The 17,937-nt window shown below is 67.9% G+C and carries 19 protein-coding genes; 8 read left to right on the top strand and 11 right to left on the bottom strand.

Translation table 11 applies throughout. The features are described 5' to 3' along the window. Window positions 1-96: 96 nt before the first annotated feature. From AC0Z36_RS12980 to AC0Z36_RS12965, 4 genes are all read right to left on the bottom strand, one after another. Complete coding sequence (locus AC0Z36_RS12980; RefSeq protein ID WP_485462969.1) at window positions 97-1,152, bottom strand: SIS domain-containing protein; 1,056 nt, start codon at window positions 1,150-1,152, stop codon at window positions 97-99. 49 nt (window positions 1,153-1,201) lie between these two features. Next, the gene (locus AC0Z36_RS12975) at window positions 1,202-2,110 is read right to left on the bottom strand and encodes a carbohydrate ABC transporter permease (protein ID WP_485462968.1); all 909 of its coding nucleotides are present in this window, start codon (window positions 2,108-2,110) and stop codon (window positions 1,202-1,204) included. Next, a complete protein-coding gene (locus AC0Z36_RS12970) occupies window positions 2,107-3,096 on the bottom strand; it encodes a carbohydrate ABC transporter permease (RefSeq protein WP_485462967.1) in 990 nt (329 codons plus the stop codon). The genes AC0Z36_RS12975 and AC0Z36_RS12970 overlap by 4 nt, the downstream gene beginning before the upstream one ends. 282 nt (window positions 3,097-3,378) lie before the next feature. Next, entirely contained in the window at window positions 3,379-4,674 is a 1,296-nt protein-coding gene (locus AC0Z36_RS12965; protein WP_485462966.1) for an extracellular solute-binding protein, read from the bottom strand. A gap of 366 nt (window positions 4,675-5,040) precedes the next feature. Here AC0Z36_RS12965 and AC0Z36_RS12960 point away from each other — a divergent pair, with 366 nt between their 5' ends. The 6 genes from AC0Z36_RS12960 to bsaP all read left to right on the top strand — a co-directional run bounded on the left by AC0Z36_RS12960 (window position 5,041) and on the right by bsaP (window position 10,839). Further along, window positions 5,041-5,796, top strand: coding sequence for a GntR family transcriptional regulator (locus AC0Z36_RS12960; RefSeq protein WP_485462977.1), 756 nt, complete (start codon window positions 5,041-5,043; stop codon window positions 5,794-5,796). A gap of 283 nt (window positions 5,797-6,079) precedes the next feature. Then, a complete protein-coding gene (gene bioD / locus AC0Z36_RS12955) occupies window positions 6,080-6,817 on the top strand; it encodes a dethiobiotin synthase (protein WP_485462965.1) in 738 nt (245 codons plus the stop codon). After that, window positions 6,814-7,845 (top strand): biotin synthase BioB, encoded by a 1,032-nt coding sequence (gene bioB, locus AC0Z36_RS12950; RefSeq protein ID WP_485462964.1) that lies wholly within the window; start codon window positions 6,814-6,816, stop codon window positions 7,843-7,845. The genes bioD and bioB overlap by 4 nt, the downstream gene beginning before the upstream one ends. A gap of 200 nt (window positions 7,846-8,045) precedes the next feature. Further along, window positions 8,046-10,235, top strand: coding sequence for a carbon starvation CstA family protein (locus tag AC0Z36_RS12945; protein WP_485462963.1), 2,190 nt, complete (start codon window positions 8,046-8,048; stop codon window positions 10,233-10,235). Beyond that, window positions 10,235-10,438 carry a CstA-like transporter-associated (seleno)protein gene (locus AC0Z36_RS12940; RefSeq protein WP_485462962.1) on the top strand — a complete coding sequence of 68 codons (204 nt, stop codon included), beginning with the start codon at window positions 10,235-10,237 and terminating at the stop codon, window positions 10,436-10,438. Before AC0Z36_RS12945 ends, AC0Z36_RS12940 begins: the two co-directional genes overlap by 1 nt. A gap of 215 nt (window positions 10,439-10,653) precedes the next feature. Then, on the top strand, window positions 10,654-10,839 hold the full coding sequence (gene bsaP, locus AC0Z36_RS12935) for a biotin synthase auxiliary protein BsaP (protein WP_485462961.1): 186 nt from the start codon (window positions 10,654-10,656) through the stop codon (window positions 10,837-10,839). A 46-nt stretch (window positions 10,840-10,885) separates the two neighbouring features. On the opposite strand, the gene AC0Z36_RS12930 is transcribed toward bsaP, so the two are convergent. From AC0Z36_RS12930 to AC0Z36_RS12905, 6 genes are all read right to left on the bottom strand, one after another. Then, window positions 10,886-11,101, bottom strand: coding sequence for a biotin/lipoyl-binding carrier protein (locus AC0Z36_RS12930; RefSeq protein WP_485462960.1), 216 nt, complete (start codon window positions 11,099-11,101; stop codon window positions 10,886-10,888). A 160-nt stretch (window positions 11,102-11,261) separates the two neighbouring features. Beyond that, window positions 11,262-11,909 (bottom strand): HD-GYP domain-containing protein, encoded by a 648-nt coding sequence (locus AC0Z36_RS12925; protein WP_485462959.1) that lies wholly within the window; start codon window positions 11,907-11,909, stop codon window positions 11,262-11,264. A gap of 212 nt (window positions 11,910-12,121) precedes the next feature. Continuing rightward, on the bottom strand, window positions 12,122-12,493 hold the full coding sequence (rsrA, locus tag AC0Z36_RS12920; RefSeq protein WP_485462958.1) for a mycothiol system anti-sigma-R factor: 372 nt from the start codon (window positions 12,491-12,493) through the stop codon (window positions 12,122-12,124). Next, window positions 12,490-13,287, bottom strand: coding sequence for a sigma-70 family RNA polymerase sigma factor (locus tag AC0Z36_RS12915; protein ID WP_485462976.1), 798 nt, complete (start codon window positions 13,285-13,287; stop codon window positions 12,490-12,492). The genes rsrA and AC0Z36_RS12915 overlap by 4 nt, the downstream gene beginning before the upstream one ends. A 73-nt stretch (window positions 13,288-13,360) precedes the next feature. Next, complete coding sequence (locus AC0Z36_RS12910; RefSeq protein WP_485462957.1) at window positions 13,361-14,038, bottom strand: alpha/beta hydrolase family protein; 678 nt, start codon at window positions 14,036-14,038, stop codon at window positions 13,361-13,363. Then, complete coding sequence (locus AC0Z36_RS12905; protein ID WP_485462975.1) at window positions 14,022-14,846, bottom strand: SOS response-associated peptidase; 825 nt, start codon at window positions 14,844-14,846, stop codon at window positions 14,022-14,024. Before AC0Z36_RS12905 ends, AC0Z36_RS12910 begins: the two co-directional genes overlap by 17 nt. A gap of 132 nt (window positions 14,847-14,978) precedes the next feature. Here AC0Z36_RS12905 and aroA point away from each other — a divergent pair, with 132 nt between their 5' ends. After that, window positions 14,979-16,280, top strand: coding sequence for a 3-phosphoshikimate 1-carboxyvinyltransferase (aroA, locus tag AC0Z36_RS12900; protein WP_485462956.1), 1,302 nt, complete (start codon window positions 14,979-14,981; stop codon window positions 16,278-16,280). A 4-nt stretch (window positions 16,281-16,284) separates the two neighbouring features. Then, on the top strand, window positions 16,285-17,319 hold the full coding sequence (gene rsgA / locus AC0Z36_RS12895; RefSeq protein WP_485462955.1) for a ribosome small subunit-dependent GTPase A: 1,035 nt from the start codon (window positions 16,285-16,287) through the stop codon (window positions 17,317-17,319). 71 nt (window positions 17,320-17,390) lie between these two features. Here the strand turns inward: rsgA and AC0Z36_RS12890 are convergent, their stop codons facing one another. After that, entirely contained in the window at window positions 17,391-17,867 is a 477-nt protein-coding gene (locus tag AC0Z36_RS12890) for a DUF2231 domain-containing protein (RefSeq protein ID WP_485462954.1), read from the bottom strand. Window positions 17,868-17,937 lie beyond the last annotated feature (70 nt).

Here is a 17,937-nt window from a genome sequence, read left to right as displayed (position 1 = left end):
AGGACGCAGTTAGCCGGGCGACGCACGGCGCCGACCGATGCCTGAGCGAAGCGAAGGCAGCGGGAGGAGAACGCCGTGCTTGGAGCCCGGATCAGTTCAGTGCGTTTCAGTGACCTTCGCCAGCGCCCTCGGGAAGTCCGGGTCGAAGCCGCGGCCGATCGAGATCTCGTACGCCAGCTGCTGCAGCGGGATGATCTGCAGGATCGGCGCGACCTCTTCGGCAACGCCCGACGGGAGGACGAAGCCGGTGGACGCTCCGTCGACGGCGTCCCTGGTGCCGAGCACGCACAGGTCGGCGCCGCGCCCGTGCAGGCGCTCCAGGACCGGGGCCAGGGCGTTGCCGCCCGCGCCCTCGGGGACGATCGCGATGACCGGGCTGACGTTGTCGACCATGGCCAGCGGGCCGTGCAGCAGGTCCGCGCCGGAGAAGGCGTGGGCCGCCAGGTAACTGGTCTCCATGATCTTCAGCGCGCCCTCGCGGGCCGTCGGGTACGCGTATCCGCGCGAAGTCAGCACCAGGCGGTCGGCGAACCGGTAGCGCTGGGCGATCGAGGCGACCTCGGCCCGGCGGTCGAGGATGCCCGCCGCGAGGTCCGGGAGCGCGTCCGCGTCCGTGCTGACGCTGTCGGCCAGTTCCTCAATGAGCAGGAAGAGAGTGAGGAGCTGGGCGGTGTAAGTCTTGGTGGCCGGGGTGGCCTTCTCCGGCCCGGCCAGCACGTCGAGGTGCAGTTCGGAGACGGCGGCCAGCGGCGAGGCCGCGTTGTTGGTGACTGACAGGGTCAGCGCGCCGGCGGCACGGGCTGCTTCGGTGGAGGCGACCAGGTCCGGCGAACCGCCGGACTGCGACACCGTGATCACCAGGACGTCCCGGAGGTCCGGCTTGGCGTGGTAGGCCGTGGTGGTCGACATCGAGGTCAGGCCGGCGGGGAGGCCGAGCTTCACCTCGACGAGGTACTTGGCGTACAGCGCCGCGTGGTCGGACGTACCGCGGGCGGTGAAGAGCACAAAGCGCGGGGCGCGCTTCTTGATCTCCGCGGCGACGGCGGCGACGGCCGGGCGGCCTTCGCCGAGGATGCGGGCGAGGACGGCCGGCTGCTCGGCCATCTCCACGGTCATGATCGAGCCGGGGACGGCCGGTGCGGTGGCGGTCATATGCCTTACTCCTATGGGTCGGTGCGTACTGCCGGGGGAAGCGGGCCGGTCAGCCCTTGACCGCGCCTGCGGTCGCCCCCGAGGTCACCCGGCCCTGAAGGACCAGGAAGATGATGAGTACGGGCAGCATGAACATCGTGGATGCCGCCATCGTGGCGCCCCAGTCCGTACCGAAGGCGTCGTTGAACGACGACAGCCACTTCGGCAGGGTCTTCTGGTCCGGGTTGTTGATGAGCAGCATGTTCGCGAAGGCGAACTCGTTCCACGCGGTGATGAAGCCGAACAGTGAGGTTGACAGCAGGCCGGGGGCGAGCAGCGGGAAGATGACCTTCCGGAACGCCTGGAAGCGGGTCGCGCCGTCCACCCGCGCGGCCTCTTCGAGCTCCGGCGGCACCGCGGCGAGGAACCCGCGCAGCGTCACGAGCGTGAACGGCAGTGTCATCACGAAGTAGAGCAGCGTCAGCGTGGTCAGGTTGTCCAGCATGTCCGAGTCGCGGGCGATGATGAACACCGGGACCAGGAGTGCTTCCCACGGTGCCATCTGCGCGATGAACACCATGATGATGAAGGGCGTACGGCCCTTCCAGCTCATCCGCGACACCGCGTAGGCGGCGAACAAGGCGACGATCAGAGCAAGCAGCACGCCGCCGACGGCGACGTAGAGGCTGTTGCGCCAGAAGCCCCAGAACCCGTCCGCGTTCATCGCGGTCGTGAAGTGGTCGAAGGTCGGCGAGGTGGGGATGAACTGCGGGGTCTCGGACTGGATGTCCTTGTTCGGCTTGAAGGCCGTGGAGATCATCCAGTAGACCGGGAAGGCGGAGAACAGGGTGACGATCAGCGCCGCAACGTTCAGCGGCACCTTCTTCAGGATGCGTGTCTGCCGCAGCGAACGCGACTTCTTCGAGGACGGCTTCTTCACTGGGGAAGGCGTCTGCTTCACGGAGCTTGTCTGCGTCACTTCTCGGACTCCCGCTCCTGCTTGAACATCTGCCGGAAGTAGAAGGCGAGCAGCAGAGCGAGGATCGCCACCGTCAGGATGGAGATCGCCGAGCTCGCGTCGAACTTCTTCAAGGTCATGGCCACTTGGTAGGCGTAGACCGGCAGCGTGGTGGTCTCGCCGTCGGGTCCGCCCTGGGTGATGGCCCAGATCTGCGCGAAGGACTTGAACACCCAGATGACCTCAAGCGAGGTGACCAGGGCGAAGATCGGGCGGATCATCGGGAAGGTGACCAGCCGGAAGACACCCACCGGGCCCGCGCCGTCGAGGCGTGCGGACTCGTACAACTCGGTGGGGATGGTGGTCAGGGCCGCGTAGATCGTCAGCGCCGCGAAGGGCACCGACTGCCAGACGATCAGCAGGATGATGATCGCCATCGCGGACCGGCCGTCGGCCAGCCAGCTGTGTCCCTCGAAGGACGAAAAGCCGATCTTGACCAGGAGCCAGTTCACAACACCGAGCTGGGACTGGAACAGCCACTGGAAGACCGTGGTCGCCGCGATCACCGGGGTGGCCCAGGCCATGATCAGGCCTATGAGCACGGTGAAGCGCATCTTCTTGCCGAGCTTGTTCAGCAGCAAAGCGACCAGGGTGCCGATCACCATGATCAGCACGACGTTGACCGCTGTGAAGACGAAGGTCCGGCGGACCACCTGCCAGAACTCGGAGTCGTTGAGGACGGTCGAATAGTTCTCGAAGCCGACCCACTTGACGTCTCCGCTGATCAGCTCGCGGAAGCGGAAGTGCTGGAAGGAGATGACCAGGCTTTTGACGAACGGGTAGAGCAGCAGTACGGCGATACCGACGATCGCCGGCGCCACCATCAGGTACGGCCAGATCCGGTTGATCGCCGCGCCTGGCCTGCGGACGCGGTGAGACGCGGGCGGTTCGTCGGCAGCGTGCTTCTCGGGCTGCTTGACGACCGCGTCTTCCTGGGTGGCTGACACAGCTGCCTTCCCATTGGTCGGGTGTTGCACGGGGCTGGGAACTTCTGGAGCGCGGGCCACGGGCCCTTCCTCTGAAGCGCTGGACCACGGTGCGGACGAGGTGCCGTCCTGCGTTCCGGTGCGGTACGGGGTACGTCCGCGTCGGTACGTCTCACGTGGGGCTTCAGGAGGAAGGGCCCGTGGGGACCGCTTCACCACGGGGTGATTTCACCTTAAAAAGGATCAATCAGGCATTTTTTCCATGCTAGCCCCAACTCGGCTCTGCTCGCGCAGCGCTGAGGTTTACTGCTTCGCGTTGAGCGCCTTCTCGATGACGGCGTCGGCGTCCTTGCCTGCGCCCATCGCGTCGCCGCCGGTCAGGACCTTGGTGAGGTAGTCCTTGACCGGGTTCTTACCCTCGACCGCGGCCCAGTTGGGCGAGTTCGGGGTGGCGCGGCCGTTGATCGCGGCACGGGCCTGGGCAGCGGAGCCCGGGTCGGCCGAGACCGAGGTGGCCAGGGTGGTCTTGCTCGGCACGTAGGAGCTGGCGATGGCCAGCTTGGTCTGCCACTCGTCGCTGTTCAGCGCCTTGATGACGTCGTACGCCAGGTCCTGGTTTCCCGAGGACTCCGGGATGATCAGGTCCGAACCACCGGTGACGACCGCGCCGGGCTTGTCGGCGGTCTTGCCCGGGATCGGGAAGAACCCGAACTTGTCCTTCAGCGCCGGGTTGGACTTGATGACCGTGGCGGCCTCGCCGGGGACGGCGACGAACTGGGCGATCTTGCCCTGCGCAACGACGTCAGCCTGGAGCGGAGTGGCCTCGTCGCCGTCCTTCGGGCCCTTGCCGAGCGCCTGGAGCTTCTTGTAGAAGTCCGCGGCGGCGACGCCCTGGGGGGTGCCGACACCACCCTTCCACTTGTCGCCGTCCTTCGTGGCGAGGTCACCGTTCTCGTCCCACAGGAAGCCGGAGTAGACGTACCAGTTCTTGCCGGGCAGGTAGATGCCCTGCTGGTCGGCCTTGTTCAGCTTCTCGGTGGCGGCGATCCACTCGTCACGGGTCTTCGGCGTCTCGGTGAGACCCGCCGCGGACCACATGTCCTTGTTGTAGATCACAACGCGGTTGGCGGCGTAGAACGGCACGCCGTACTGCTTGCCGTCCAGCTTGCCGGGGTTGGCCAGACCGGGGATCCAGTCCTTGCCACCCAGCTCAGCGACCTTCGAGGACATGTCCTTGACGCCGCCGCTGGCGGTGTACTCGGCGACCTGCGTGTTGCCGACCTCGATCACGTCCGGGCCGCCCTTGGAGGCGAGCGCGCCGGTGACCTTCAGGCCGATGCCGTTCCACTCCTGGATCTGCACGTTGAGCTTGACGCCCGCGTGCTTGGCCTCGAAGTCGGCCTTGAACGACGCGATGTAGTCGTCCGGGGCGGTGCCCTTCATCAGCCACATGGTGACGGTCTTGCCGCCACCACCGCCCGCGGGGGCAGCCGCACTGCTGTCGGCAGCAGGCTTTTTGTCACCGTCAGAACCGCCGCAGGCGGCCATTCCGGTCAGCGCCGCCGCGACTCCAGCCGCGACGAGAAGACGACGCTTCACTCATCCTCCTCAGGATGCCAGGTACCGCTGCAGTTCAATTCGCGACCTTCCGCAGGACTCTCGCCGGTCACCTGGGGTGACACGTGTCAAGACCTACTGGAACTGGGAAGGAAGGTGAGCGAACCGTGAATGAGGGATGCGCGGTGACCTCAATGGTTTAGACCATTTTGGAGATTGGCATACACCAATTCGAGTGTCAAGGTTGGGGGACTTCTGACATCCGTGCGTTACAAAAGCGTCATGGAGAGTGACATCGGCACACCGCGTCCCCGGCGGCGCCTGTACATGCCACGATGGGGGCCGAACGGGTCAGGAGGGCACAACGTGAACGCGGACAACCCGGTGGGGACGGCGGCTGGCACAGCCGTGGGAGCCGCGGTGACGGCAGAGGCGCCAGGCGCCGAGGCGGCACCACGCGTGCCGAAGTACTACCGCCTCAAACGACACCTGCTCGAACTGACCAGGACCTGCCCGCCGGGCACCCCGGTGCCGCCCGAGCGCACGCTCGCCGGCGAGTTCGACATCTCCCGTACGACGGTGCGCCAGGCGCTCCAGGAGCTCGTCATCGAAGGCCGCCTGGAGCGCATCCAGGGCCGGGGCACCTTCGTCGCCAAGCCGAAGGTCGCGCAGAACCTGCAACTGACCTCGTACACCGAGGACATGCAGGCCCAGGGCCTCCAGCCGGCCAGCAGGCTGCTCGACGTCGGCTACATCGCGGCAGACGAGGAACTGGCCGAGCGGCTGGACATCAGGCCGAACAGCAAAGTGCTGCGGATCGAGCGGCTGCGGCTCGCCGACGGTGAGCCGATGGCCATTGAGGCGTCGCACCTCTCCACGAAGCTGTTCCCGAACCTGCGCCGGCAGCTGGTGAAGTACAAATCGCTGTACACCGCCCTGGGGGAGGCGTACGGCGTCCACCTCGGCGAGGCCGTGGAGACCATTGAAACCTCGATGGCCAACCCCCGTGAGGCGGGACTGCTCGGCACCGACGCCGGACTACCGCTGCTGCTGCTTGTGCGGCACAGCTTTGACACCGAGGGCCGTCCCGTGGAGTGGGTGCGCTCGGTCTACCGCGGCGACCGCTACAAGTTCGTGGCGCGGCTGCGGCGGCCGGCTCCCTGAGCCGTCGGTTGACACCCGGAAAGTGACAGACAGCACAGAGCCCGGCCGGTGCGCGTGAAGACCATTTCACGCCCACCCGCCGGGCTCGGAGTGAATTTGCCGTTCGCTCCGTCAACCGTGTGCTGAGACCGCAAGTCGCACGCCCGAAAGGTGTGTTGCACCTCCCGGGCTGCACGCTCACTTAAGTGATCCTTCCGCAGCGGGACGGCGGCCACCCGGGCCGAACGCCCCGGATCCGCGGGACGAAGGTCCCGGAATCTCCGTACGGTTTATGGTTCTTCGGGTGAGCATCCTCGTGGTCTCCGGGACCGACACCGGTGTGGGTAAGACCGTCGTCACCGCCGCCGTCGCGGCACTGGCCGCCGCGCGCGGCTCGTCCGTCGCGGTGGTCAAGGCCGCACAGACGGGCCTGGAGCCGCACGAACGCGGCGACCTCCAGGAGGTCGGGCACCTGGCCGGGCTCACCGAAGCGCGGTTGTACGAATACGCGCGCTATCCGGACCCGCTCTCCCCAGCCGCCGCGTCGAGGGTCTCCGGCCTGCCGCCGGTCGATCTGTACGAAGTCGCCAAACGCGTACGGACGCTGACCGAGAGCAATCGCCTGGTGATCGTCGAGGGCGCGGGCGGCCTGCTCGTGCGGTTCGACGAAGACGGCACCACTCTCGCCGACCTCGCGCACGAGCTGTCCGCGCAGGTGCTGGTGGTGGCCAGGCCCGACCTCGGCACGCTGAACCACACCGCGCTGACCCTGGAGGCGATGGCCCACCGCGGACTCGACCTGGCCGGGGTCGTGATCGGCTCCTGGCCCGTGGAGCCGGACCTCGCGCAGCGGTGCAACGTACGCGATCTGGAAACCATGGCGGCCCGTCCACTGGCCGGGGTGGTCCCGGCCGGGGCGGGTGCACTACATCCGGCTGAATTCCTTGTGGCATCCCGATCGAGCCTGTCCCCGGCACTGGGCGGTACGTTCGACCCGGCCGCGTTCCGGGCGGCCCACGATCCCTTGCGAGGTTCCCCGTGACAGAACTTCTTGATCAGTCCACAGTGTCGGACGTCGACGACATTCTGGCCATAGCCCGTCAGCAGGTCCTCGAAGAAGGCCGCGGCCTGACCGAAGACCAGGTCCTGCGGGTGCTGCGACTGCCCGACGGCCGCCTTGACGAACTGCTGCAGCTCGCCCACGAGGTGCGGATGCGGCACTGCGGCCCGGAGGTCGAGGTTGAGGGCATCATCTCCGTCAAGACCGGCGGCTGCCCCGAGGACTGCCACTTCTGCTCCCAGTCGGGGCTGTTCCCCTCCCCCGTGCGCGCCGCCTGGCTGGACATCCCGTCCCTCGTCAAGGCCGCCGTGGAGACTGCCGCGACCGGGGCGACCGAGTTCTGCATCGTGGCCGCCGTACGCGGTCCCGACGACAAGCTCATGAAGCAGATGCGGGACGGCGTCAAGGCCATCAAGGAGGCCGTCGACATCAACGTCGCCGCTTCCCTGGGCATGCTGACCCAGGATCAGGTCGACGAGCTGGCCGACATGGGCATCCACCGCTACAACCACAACCTGGAGACGGCTCGCTCGTACTTCACGAACGTGGTCACCACGCACACCTGGGAAGAGCGCTGGGAGACCCTGCGCATGGTGCGCGCGGCTGGCATGGAGGTGTGCTGCGGCGGCATCGTCGGCATGGGCGAGTCGCCCGAGCAGCGCGCGGAGTTCTCCGCACAGCTGGCCGAGCTGGAGCCGGACGAGGTGCCGTTGAACTTCCTCAACCCGCGCCCCGGCACGCCGTTCGCCGACCAGACGGTGATCGAGCCGCGCGAGGCGCTGAAGATCATCGGGGCTTTCCGCCTCGCGCTGCCGCGCACGATCCTGCGGTACGCGGGCGGCCGGGAGATCGCCCTGGGCGACCTGGGCACCGCACAGGGCCTGCTCGGCGGCATCAACGCGGTCATCGTCGGCAACTACCTGACGACGCTGGGCCGTAAGCCGGAGAGCGACCTGGAGCTGCTCGCTGAGCTGAAGATGCCGGTGAAGGCGCTGAACGACACGCTCTGACGTGTCAGACGGTCGAGTACGGCCGACTCCTGCGAAACGCCCGCGACGGATCTTGGTTTTCAAGATCCCGTCGCGGGCGTTTCGCATGCTTCACGTCTTTTAGGCGGTTTCGGGAAACCCCGTGCCTCTATGCCCGGACGATCTCCAACGAGTAGGTTACGGGCCACCCGGAACCAGACTCCAGCGCAGGAGACGGCTCGATGAGCAGCGGAACGACCGAAGACAAGACCCAAGAGAAGACAGTCCGCAAGAGGCCGTCGACGCGCGATGTGATCGTCTGGTCCGCCGTAGCCCTGGTCGGCGCGGTCTCGTGGGGTGTTGTGGCGCTGGCCCGCGGCGAGAACGTTTCGGCGTTGTGGCTGCTCTCCGCGGCGCTGGGCTCCTACGCCATCGCCTACCGGTTCTACGCCAGGTTCATCGTGCGCAAGGTGCTGCGCACGGACGACAACCGGGCCACGCCGGCCGAACGCCTCGACAACGGCGTCGATTTCCAGCCGACCGACCGGCGGGTGCTGCTCGGCCACCACTTCGCGGCGATCGCCGGTGCGGGACCGCTGGTCGGCCCGGTGCTCGCGGCACAGATGGGTTATCTGCCCGGCACGATCTGGATCGTGGCCGGCGTGATCTTCGCCGGGGCCGTGCAGGACATGATCGTGCTGTTCTTCTCGATGCGCCGGGACGGCAAGTCGCTCGGCCAACTGGCCCGGGAGGAGATCGGCCCGGTGGGCGGGGTCGCGGCGATCTTCGCGGTGTTCGCCATCATGATCATCCTGCTTGCGGTGCTTGCGATGATCATCGTGAACGCGCTGTCGCACTCCCCGTGGGGTGTGTTCTCGATCGCGATGACCATCCCGATCGCGCTGTTCATGGGTGTCTACCTGCACATCCTGCGACCGGGGAAGGTCCTGGAGACCTCGCTGATCGGCGTGTCCCTGCTGCTGCTCGCCATCGTCGCCGGGGGCTGGGTGCAGGACTCGTCGTGGGCCGGGGCGTTCACCCTGGAGCCCAAGACGCTGGTGATCTGCCTGATCGTGTACGGCTTTGTCGCCTCGGTGCTGCCGGTGTGGATGCTGCTCGCGCCGCGCGACTACCTGTCGACGTTCATGAAGGTCGGCGTCATCGGGTTGATGGCGGTCGGCGTCCTCGTCACCCTGCCGAACCTGAAGGCCGACGCGATCTCGAAGTTCGCCTCCAGCGGGCAGGGCCCGGTGTTCTCTGGTGCGTTGTTCCCATTCGTCTTCATCACGATCGCCTGCGGCGCGCTGTCCGGATTCCACGCCCTCATCTCGTCCGGCACCACGCCGAAGATGATCGAGAAGGAGTCGCAGGTCCGGCTGATCGGCTACGGCGCGATGCTGATGGAGTCGTTCGTCGCCATCATGGCGCTGATCGCCGCGTCGATCCTCGACCCCGGCTTGTACTTCGCGATGAACGCGCCGTCCGGACTCCTCGGCACGACGGCCGAATCAGCCTCCCAGGCCGTGCAGCACCTTGGTTTTTCCATCACCCCCGACCAGCTCACCGCCGCCGCCAAGGCAGTTGACGAGTCCTCACTGGTCGCCCGCACCGGCGGCGCCCCGACGCTCGCCGTCGGTATGTCGAACATCTTCTCGGAGGTGATCGGCGGGGATTCGATGAAGGCCTTCTGGTACCACTTCGCGATCATGTTCGAGGCGCTGTTCATCCTCACCACGGTCGACGCCGGCACCCGCGTCGGCCGGTTCATGCTCCAGGACGCCCTCGGCAACGTGTGGAAGCCGCTCGGCAACGTCAGCTGGAAGCCCGGCCTGTGGGCCACCAGCGCGGTCGTCGTCATGGCCTGGGGCTATTTCCTGTGGACCGGCGTCACCGACCCGCTGGGCGGGATCAACCAGCTGTTCCCGCTGTTCGGCATCGCGAACCAGCTCCTGGCGGCCGTCGCGCTGACCGTGGCCACCACGATCCTGGTGAAGTCCGGACGGCTCAAATGGGCCTGGGTGACCGGTGTCCCGCTGGTGTGGGACGTCGCCGTCACGCTGACCGCGAGCTACCAGAAGGTGTTCTCCGACGACACGAAGCTCGGCTTCTTCGCACAGCGGGACAAGTACGCCGACGCGATCGACGCCGGAAAGGTGCTCGCCCCGGCCAAGAACATGGACGACATGCACCAGGTCGTCACGAACTCGACGGTCAACGGCGTCCTGTCGGCACTCTTCGCGGTCCTCGTGCTGATCGTGATCGCCGACGCGACCCGGGTGTGCGTCAAGGCGGTCCGGGCGGGTGAACCGCTGAAGATGAAGGAGTCCGAGTACGTGCAGTCGAAACTCGTCGCCCCGGCCGGGCTGATCCCCACGGCGCGGGAGAAGCGCGAACTGGCGGCGGCCGGACCGCCGGAGCCCCGGGGGCACTGATGGCCGCCGTGTTGAAGAGGGCCTGGCGGGCGGGGGTCTGGTACCTCCGCCAGGTCAGCGGCGACGCCGACTACGAGCGGTACGTCGCCCACCGCAGGCGCGTGCACGGCGCGGCGGCCGACGTCATGACGGCCCGGCAGTTCCAGCACTGGCGCACCGCTGAGGAGGAGCAGGACCCCCGGAAGAACTTCCGCTGCTGCTGAGACTGGCGCTGGGGCCCTCGGTGAAAATGGTCCGGGTCCTTCCACCGAGCGGATGCTCGCGGGACGGCCCCGGACCTGTGTTGTGAGGATCGGTACGCTGCCTGCTGCAATGCCTTCGATCGACATCCAGCGCGTCAATGAGCACGCAGCGCTTCAATCAGCACATAGCGCTTCAATCAACACGCAGCGCTTCAATCAGCACACTAGGGAGAACCGTGACCCCCACCTGGTGCGACCAGTGCGGAGAGTCCGCCGACGCCGCCCACGAGTCGTGTGCGCGGCGGCGCGAGCTGGAGCCGCCGCGCTACTGCGCCGGGTGCCGTCGCCGCATGGTCGTACAGGTCACCCCGCGCGGCTGGACCGCGAAATGCGTCGAGCACGGCGTACGGTCGAACAACTAGGCAACCGCCCCGCTGGCGGGGTGCGGGGGAACGCCTGAGCGGCCGCCTAGGCGATGACGGCGATCAGGTCGCCTTCCTGGATGACATCGCCCTCGGCCACCTTGATCGCCGAAACGGTTCCGGCGTGCTCGGTGAGGACCGGGATCTCCATCTTCATGGACTCCAGGATCACGAGCGTCGCCCCGGCCTCGACAGTGTCACCTTCCGCAGCCACGATCTGGGCGACGTTAGCGACCATCTCGGCGTAGACCTCCTCGGCCATCGCGGTTCCTCCTTCTGGCCCGGATCACGGGCCCCATGGATCAGCACAGCAAAGTCCTGAGGAAATCCAACCACGCCGGGGCCGCTTAAACCTGTCGGCGGAACCGACAAGGTCCGTGAGCTGGATTTGTAGGTGTTGTCTCACAGTGCGCGGGCCGGAGTCACAGCACTTCGGCGAGCGCCTCGACCATCCGCGGGTCGAACTGCGTGCCGCTGCACCGGCGCAGCTCCGCCAGGGCCTGTTCGGCGGGGCGGGCCCGACGGTAGCAACGGGTGGACGTCATCGAGTCGTAGGCGTCCGCGACGGCGACCACCCGGGCCGCCTCCGGGATGGCCTCGCCGGCCAGTCCGGCGGGGTAGCCGCGGCCGTCCATGCGTTCGTGGTGGTGGAGGATGCCGCCACGGGCCTCGCCGAGGAACGTCAGGTCGCGCACCAGCTCCGCGCCGTGCGTGGGGTGGCGGCGGATCAGGTCCATCTCGACGGAGTCGAGCGGGCCCGGCTTGCACAGGACCTTCGTCGGGATCGCGAGTTTGCCGACGTCGTGCAGCGCCCCGGCGTAGCGCACGAGGGCGACACGGGCCTCGGGCAGGCCGATCCGACGGGCGATCAGGCCGCTGGTGTCGGACACGCGTTCGCAGTGCTGCCTGGTGTAGTCGTCCTTGAAGCCCAGGGCCTGCAGGAGTGTGCGCACGACGGCCTCGCCGGACACACACTCAGGGCCTTCCGAGCGGAGCAGGGTGAGGGTGACCACAAACGGATCCGCCCCGCACTGCGCGCGCTGTCCACCGGTCGTCTCAAGCGGCAGCATGCGGCACCCACCTCCTCGCACGGAGACTGTGGACGCACCCGCCGTCGGCGGGTGCGTCCCTCAGCCACCGACAATAGGTAGGCGATATCGCACTGCTGGACAGTTGACCGTTTTACGCCGTCACGTCACCGCGGAAACAACCCGATCGAGTGAATGTCAGACGGTACGACTACATGTCGCGGTCCAAAGTGCGTCCGGCGGCTTGGGGCGTTTCAGCCGCTGTTGCGTACTTCGACGACGGTTTCCACCGTCTCGACGACGGTGGTCACCTCGGTCACCTCGGTCACCTCGATCTCGGTCAGCCCCGTCAGCGGCTGTCCCGATTCGACCAGGAGGCGCACCGTCTGGATCCGGGCGAGGACCTTGGTCCGCAGGTCGGCCGGGACCTCGTCGCAGCCGCAGGAGCGGTGCACGAGCTCCTTGACGGCCTGCTCCAGGCCGTACTTCTCCAGGCACGGGAAGCACTCGTCCAGGTGGGTGCGGATGCTGCCGCAGTCCGCCTCGTCGATCTCGTTGTCGATGTACTCGTAGAGGCGGCCGAGGATCAGGGAGCAGTCCACCTCGTGCGGGTCGCCGCAGCTCATGCCATCGAGCCTTTCTGTTCCACGGGACGCGAAACGGCTGCCACCAGCCCGCGGTCCCGCGCGTAGTCCTCAAGGAGGGTGCGCAGCTGTCGCCTGCCCCGGTGCAGCCGCGACATCACGGTGCCGATCGGCGTTCCCATGATGTCGGCGATTTCCTTGTACGGGAAACCCTCGACGTCGGCCAGGTAGACCGCGATGCGGAAGTCCTCGCCGATGGCCTGCAGGGCTTCCTTGACGTCGGAGTCCGGGAGGCCGTCGAGCGCCTGGGCCTCGGCCGAGCGCAGACCGGTCGACATGTGCGACTCGGCGCGGGCGAGCTGCCAGTCCTCGATCTCCTCGGAGTTGGACTGGAGGGGCTGCCGCTGCTTCTTGCGGTAGTTGTTGATGAAGGTGTTGGTGAGGATGCGGTACAGCCACGCCTTGAGGTTCGTGCCGTCGCGGTACTGGTGGAACGATGCGTACGCCTTGGCGAAGGTCTCCTGGAGGAGGTCTTCGGCGTCGGCGGGGTTGCGGGTCATCCGCAGCGCCGCCGAGTACATCTGGTCCAGGAACGGCAAGGCGTCACGCTCAAACCGCGCGCTGCGCTGTTCGAGTGTCTCCTCGGCCTGTATGGCCTCTTCCACTGAGTCCGCTACCGGACCCACCTCCTCAACGGGGCGACGGTCGGACCGGGACGCGGGAAGGCGTCCGATCACACTCGACGATACTGACCCACCTGCTTCACCGCCGCCCGACCACTGGGGCAGGTCGAGATACGGGGCATCGCTCCTGCTGGGCGATGTGCAGGTCTTCAGCATCGGTTGGCCTCCGGGCGTCGAGGGTTCGTCCTGTCACAACACGGATTCCAGGGCGATCATTCCCAACCGGTCACCGGTGGGCCAGCTGTTTTTCCACCCACCGGGCGACGTTGTCCACAATGACCGAAATCACCTCTTCCTGGGTGACCGGAGCCCGTTTCAGGACGGCGAATCCGTGGTCCCCGGACGGTACTGGGACCAGGTCGTAGTCCCCCGCCGGGAACTCGCCGGGGCCACCGAACGCATCCCGTTCCCCCTGGATGACCAGGGTCGGCACGCCGGTCCCGAGCAGTTCGGCGGCCCGGGACCGCTGCGGGGCAGCTGTTCCATTCCGCGCCGCCTTCCTGGGCGGGTACAGCGGGAAGGCCAGTGCGACAACGGCGTGCGCACCGGTTTCCACGGCCGTACGGCAGGCCACCCGCGCCCCGGCGCTGCGGCCTGACACGGCGAACGGCAACCCGTGGATGTCCTCCCTACGGAGGGCTTCGATGACCGGCACCCAGGCTGCGTCCAGCGTCTTCGGCGCGGGGGCGATCTTCTTGCCCGCCACCCGCCAGGGCTGCTCCACCAGCGCGACAGTGATGCCGAGTTCCGGCAGTCCAGCAGCCAGCGCGGCCAGGTCGCGGGCGTCGATTCCGCCGCCCGCGCCGTGTGAGGAGACCAGCCAGCAGACCGGGTCCGCCGCCCGGTGGACGGTCACCCGCGCGTCACCGACGGGCGTACTGATGCTCCTAGAAGAGGGTTTCATCACCGAGGACCTCTTCGGCGGTGATCGGCTCCACGAGGTGCGGGTCGTTGTTCCGTACGGAATTCACCTCCGTGGACACCGCATAAGCGGTCACCAGGCCCGGCTTGGGGGGTTCCAGGAGCCCGCGGACCTGGTCGGTGCCGGTCAGCGTCGGGTCCAGCCAGGCGTCCCACTTCGCCCGCTCCATGATCAGGGGCATCCGGTGGTGGATCTTCGCCAGCGCCTGCTCGGCGTCCGTGGTGATCACTGTGCAGGTCCACAGCCAGCCGGTGGGCTCATCGTCGGGTTTGGTGCGGTCCCGCCACCATTCGTACAGACCTGCGAAGACCAGCGGCGAGCCGTCCTCGTTCCGGATGTAATAGGGCTGCTTGCGGGACACCGCCTTCTTGGATCCGTCAGCCGCGACGAGGATCCGGGGGGAGGGGGCTTGGGGGAGGGTGGCGAAGTCCCCTCCCCCGATGGACGGAGCCCACTCGTAGTAGCCGTCGGCCGGGATCAGGCACCGCTTTGACGCGAACGGCTTGCGGTAGGCCGGTTTCTCATGCACCGTCTCGGCCCGCGCATTGATCATCTTCGCACCGATGGACACCTCCTTGGCCCAGGACGGAACCAGGCCCCACCGGGGCGTCCGCAACTGGCGCACCGGCGGCCCGTCCGGTTCCAGGGAACGTTCGAGTACGGCGTACACCTGCTTCGTCGGCGCCACGTTGAAGTCCGGGACCAAGGCCTCAGCCGGTTCGTAGCGCTCGATTTCGAACAACGAGACGAGGTCCTGCTGCGTACTGCTGGACGCATACCTGCCACACATGACTGCCAGTTTTCCATGGTTCGCACGTTCGAGGGGGCTGATCCCGGCAGCCACCGTGCCCTTCCCCAGGCCGGTCACCGGCCCCTCCACACCGCGACAGGGCCCCGGCCGCACGCACTACTCTGGGTTTTTATGACCACTGCGCACTGGCCTGCACCCTCAGCGACCACCCCTGTCGATGCTGTCGTATCCCTCCCCGGCTCCAAGTCGATGACCAACCGCGCGCTTGTGCTCGCCGCACTCGCCGACGGCCCTGGCTACATCCGACGGCCGCTGCGCAGCCGCGACTCCCAGCTGATGGCCGCGGGGCTGCGCGCCATGGGCGTCACCATCGAAGACGTACCCGACAGCGACTCCGTCGCGGGCCAGGGCGAAGACTGGTACATCATCCCCGCCGCCCTGGCCGGTCCCGCCAAGGTCGACGTCGGCAACGCCGGAACGGTGATGCGCTTCCTGCCGCCGGTGGCCGCGCTGGCCGACGGTGACGTCCACTTCGACGGCGACCCCCGTTCGCACGAGCGTCCGCTCGACGGAGTGATCTCCGCGCTGCGTGACCTCGGTGCCCGGATCGACGACCAGGACACCGGGCGGCTGCCGCTGACCGTGCGCGGCGGCGGAGCACTCGACGGCGGCACGGTCGAAGTCGACGCGTCGTCCTCCTCGCAGTTCATCAGTGCGCTGCTGCTTTCGGGCGCCCGGTTCAACCAGGGCGTCGAAGTGCGGCACACCGGCGCCTCGGTGCCCTCGACGCCGCACATCCAGATGACCGTGGACATGCTGCGCGCCGCCGGGGCACAGGTCGACGATGGTGAGGAAAACGTCTGGCGGGTGGCGCCCGGGGTGCTGTTCGGCCGGGACATGACCGTCGAGCCCGACCTGTCCAACGCCGCGCCGTTCCTCGCCGCCGCACTGGTGTGCGGAGGCAGCGTGACCATCCGCGACTGGCCGGAGCACACCACGCAGCCCGGCGACGCGCTGCGGCAGATCTTCACCGACATGGGCGGCCGGGTGGAGTTCACCGCCCAGGGCCTGAAGCTGACCGGCACCGGCGTGGTGCGCGGCATCACCGCCGACCTGCACGAAGTCGGCGAGCTGACCCCGGTGATCGCCGCGGTGGCGGCACTGGCCGATTCACCCAGCACCCTCACCGGCATCGCGCACCTGCGGCTGCACGAGACCGACCGGCTGTCGGCGATGGCCAACGAGATCAACGGCCTCGGCGGCGACGCGACCGACACCGCCGACGGGTTGGAGATCCGGCCCAGGGCGCTGCACGGCGGGGTGTTCCACACGTACGACGACCACCGCATCGCCCACGCGGGTGCGCTGCTCGGGCTGCGGGTGGAAGGTGTTCAGGTGGAGAACGTGGAGACGACCGTCAAGACGATGCCGGACTTCCCCGGCCTGTGGGCGAACATGCTCGGTCAGGTCTGATTCCATGGCGCGCGCGAACACCTCCATCCGGATCAAGGACTACGACGAGGACGACATCCGGATCCGTCCGGGGAAGCACGGCAGTAAGCCGCGCACCCGTACCCGGCCCAAGCACGAAGAGGCGCAGGTCGGCCGCATCCTGACGGTCGACCGGGGTCGGTTCACGGTCCTGTTCGAGGACAACGACCTGGAGATCACCGCCATGAAGGCCCGCGAACTGGGCCGTAAGGGCGTGGTCGTGGGCGACCTGGTCGGGGTGGTCGGCGATCTGACCGGGGAGAAGGACACTCTCGCCCGGATCGTCCGGGTCGAGGCGCGCACGTCCACGCTGCGGCGCACGGCCGACGACGACGACCCGTTCGAGCGCATCATCGTCGCCAACGCCACCCAGCTGGCGATCGTCACCGCGCTGGCCGACCCGGAGCCGCGCCCGCGCATGGTGGACCGCTGCCTGGTCGCGGCCTACGACGCCGGTCTCGAACCGCTGCTCGTGCTGACCAAGGCCGACCTGACGTCGCCGGACGGATTCCTGGAGCTGTACGGCGCGCTTGAGGTCCCGTACGTCGTCACCCGGGGCGGTTCGGAGTTCACCGACTGGGACCTGGACCCGATCAGGGAAAAGCTCGTGGGCGAGCGCACCGTCTTCGTCGGGCACTCCGGTGTGGGCAAGACGACGCTGGTCAACGCGCTCGTGCCGGACCACCAGCGGGCCGTCGGCGTGGTGAACGAGCACACCGGACGGGGCCGGCACACAACGACCTCGGCGCTGACACTACGGCTGCCAGGCGACGACGACACGGGCTGGGTCATCGACACCCCCGGAGTGCGGTCCTTCGGTCTGCACCACGTGGACCTCTCCCGGATCATCAACGCCTTCCCCGACCTTGAGCCCGGTACGGAGAACTGCCCGCGCCTGTGCTCGCACGACGAGCCGGACTGCGCCCTCGGCCAGTGGGTGGCCGACGGCCACGCGGCCCCGGCCCGGCTCGCGTCGCTGCGGCGGCTGCTCCAGACCCGGGACCGGGTCGACGGCGACTGAACACAGCCGCGTCGACCAGGTGGAAAACGCCCCTGTGGAGATCTTGGGTTCCCGTGCTCGCCGCAGCTGTGTCAGTTAGTGCTCCACACGCCCTTGCTGCCCTGGTGTCCCGTGCGGACGATCTGGACCGTGGTCACCACAGCCGCGGCGACGGTCACGGCGGCGACGACGATGACGAGGACCTTCGGCAGCCCCGGGCGCCGGGTCACCAGGGCCAGCAGGACCGCGACCACCAGCAGGGCCAGGGCGTACCAGATCATGTCCGAGCCCAGGTCGATGTGCTTCTGCACGGCGGGCGGGTACTGCCCGCCGGGGAACTGCCGCTCGGCGAACTTCTTGCCGCTCTCCTTGGTGATGTAGACGGTCAGCAGGCCGAGCGCGTCGAGGACCACCACCCACCAGCCGACGGCCAGCGGGCCGAGCTTTCCGGCCAGCCGCACCGGGCGGGCCGCAGCCGCGATCGTCGCCAGCGCGGCGACGGGCACCCCGACCACGGCCACGTGCAGGACGAGCACGTGCAGGGGCAGGCCGAACGCGGTGTCGAACATGGGGCTCTCTTCGTCGAAGGCTGCGTAGCTTGCGTCGACTAGTACGCAGCGGACCGGTGCCCGGTTCAGC

The organism is Kitasatospora sp. UYEF31 (assembly GCF_057291755.1).
Note: the sequence above shows the minus strand (reverse complement) of the source record. Positions and strands in the feature narration are given on the sequence as shown.